General features: G+C 63.1%; 3 protein-coding genes and 1 pseudogene. All 4 read left to right on the forward strand.

Going from position 1 to position 2023, the window contains the following annotated elements; genetic code table 11:
- Positions 1–246: pseudogene (locus tag Q0S16_RS14660) on the forward strand (protoheme IX farnesyltransferase); the annotation flags it as partial.
- Positions 247–250: 4 nt separating this feature from the next.
- On the forward strand, positions 251–415 hold the full coding sequence (locus Q0S16_RS14665; RefSeq protein WP_295849475.1) for a CoxF protein: 165 nt from the start codon (positions 251–253) through the stop codon (positions 413–415).
- Between the two features lie 5 nt (positions 416–420).
- The gene (locus tag Q0S16_RS14670) at positions 421–1044 is read left to right on the forward strand and encodes a cytochrome c oxidase assembly protein (protein WP_295849477.1); all 624 of its coding nucleotides are present in this window, start codon (positions 421–423) and stop codon (positions 1042–1044) included.
- 69 nt (positions 1045–1113) lie between these two features.
- Positions 1114–1971 carry a cytochrome c oxidase subunit 3 gene (locus Q0S16_RS14675; protein WP_295849479.1) on the forward strand — a complete coding sequence of 286 codons (858 nt, stop codon included), beginning with the start codon at positions 1114–1116 and terminating at the stop codon, positions 1969–1971.
- Positions 1972–2023: the final 52 nt, after the last annotated feature.

A 2023-nucleotide genomic window follows, 5' to 3' on the forward strand; every position in this document is an offset into this window, starting at 1 on the left:
GCGATCGCGGTGGCGCCATGGCCGCTCGGCTATTTCTCCGCGGTCTACGGCGTGGCCTCGCTGATCCTGGGTGCCGGCATGCTGTATTTCGCGGTCATCGTCTACAACCGCCGCACCGGCAGCGCCGCGCTGCGCGCCACCCGGAAACTGTTCGCCTTCTCGATCCTGTATCTGTTCGCGCTGTTCGCCATCCTTCTGCTCGAGGTGATGGTTCGCGCGATCCTGCCGCTGGTCTGGGGGGCATGATCCGATGGACGACAAACCCAAACTGGATGGCATCGTCCTTACCGAGGCGCAAAAGAAGAGCCGACGCGAGCGCTCGCTGGCCATCGCCTGGGCGCTCGGCATCCTGGTCGTACTGTTCTTCGCCGTCACCATGGTCAAGGGGCCTGGCGTTCTCGTCCGGCCGATGTGATGCACATGACTGATCCGCAGCCTAAACCATCCCGTGGACTTGGACGCGACGCCCGGGTCGCGGCAATGTGTGGCCTGCTGGTCGCGTTCATGGTCGGCGCCTCCTATGCGGCGGTGCCGTTCTACAACTGGTTCTGCCGCGCCACCGGCTTCAACGGCACCACCATGGTGGCGACCTCGGCGCCGGCAACCGGTCCGCTGGCGCGCAAGATCGCGGTGCGCTTTGACGCCAATGTTTCCGGCGGTCTGCCGTGGAAGTTCGTGCCGGAGCAGAGCGAGATCGAGGTGCGGATCGGCGAGGTCGTCACGATGTTCTATACCGTGACCAACCAGTCGGCCCGCTCCACCACCGCGCAGGCCGCCTATAATGTGGCGCCGCTGACGGTCGGCAGCTACTTCCAGAAGATCAATTGCTTCTGCTTCACCGAACAGACCCTGGCGCCCGGTGAGAAGCGCGAGATGCCGGTCGTGTTCTATGTCGATCCGTCGCTCGTCAATGATGCCGAGAACGACGGTCTGAATTCGATCACGCTGTCTTACACTTTCTATCCGGTGCGTGAGCCTGCGCTGAAGCCGCTGGCTTCCGGCGAAGTCGACAAGCGCCAGGAAAGCCTCAAGGGTAATCTCTGAGCGTTTGGGTTATGAATATCGAGCGAACTCGCGCTGGCGCAGACCGGCGCAGCTGACGGAGAGACTGCAATGGCTACGGCGCAAGCAAAGCACCACGATTATCATCTCGTCGATCCAAGTCCGTGGCCGGTGGTCGTCTCGCTGTTCGCCTTCGTCATGGCGGTCGGCGCTGTCAGCTGGATGCACCATCTGTATGCCGCCGCGCCGATCGTGTTCGGCATCGGTACCGTCGGCGTGCTCTACGTGTTCGCGAGCTGGTGGGCGGATGTGATCCGCGAAGCCCAGCACAAGGGCGACCACACCCGGGTGGTGCAGATCAGCCACCGCTACGGCATGATCCTGTTCATCGCCTCCGAAGTGATGTTCTTCGTCGCCTGGTTCTGGGCCTATTTCAACGCCTCGCTATTCCCCGCCGACGCCGTGCATGCCACCCGCGAGGCGCTGTTCGGCGGCGTCTGGCCACCGAAGGGCATCCAGACCTTCGACCCCTGGCATCTGCCGCTGCTCAACACGCTGATCCTGCTGACCTCGGGCACCACCGTCACCTGGGCGCATCACGCGCTGCTGGAAGGCGACCGCAAGAGCGTCAAATATGGCCTGATCCTCACCGTGCTGCTCGGCGCCGCGTTCTCCTGCGTGCAGGCCTATGAATACCACCACGCCGCCTTTGCCTTTGCCGGCAATGTCTACGGCGCGACTTTCTTCATGGCGACCGGCTTCCATGGTTTCCACGTGCTGGTCGGCACCATTTTCCTGCTGGTCTGCCTGCTGCGCGTCTATGCCGGCCATTTCACGCCGCAGCAGCACCTCGGCTTCGAATTCGCCGCCTGGTACTGGCACTTCGTCGACGTGGTCTGGCTGTTCCTATTCATCACCATCTACGTCTGGGGCTATGGCGGCGTTGTCGCCGGCGCCGCCGCGCACTGATCGTAATAAAGTGCTAGAGGAGAGGGCGGCCGCAGGGCCGCCCATTTTGTTT

Origin of the sequence: Tardiphaga sp. (assembly GCF_025356345.1) — a bacterium.
Taxonomy (GTDB): Bacteria; Pseudomonadota; Alphaproteobacteria; order Rhizobiales; family Xanthobacteraceae; genus Tardiphaga.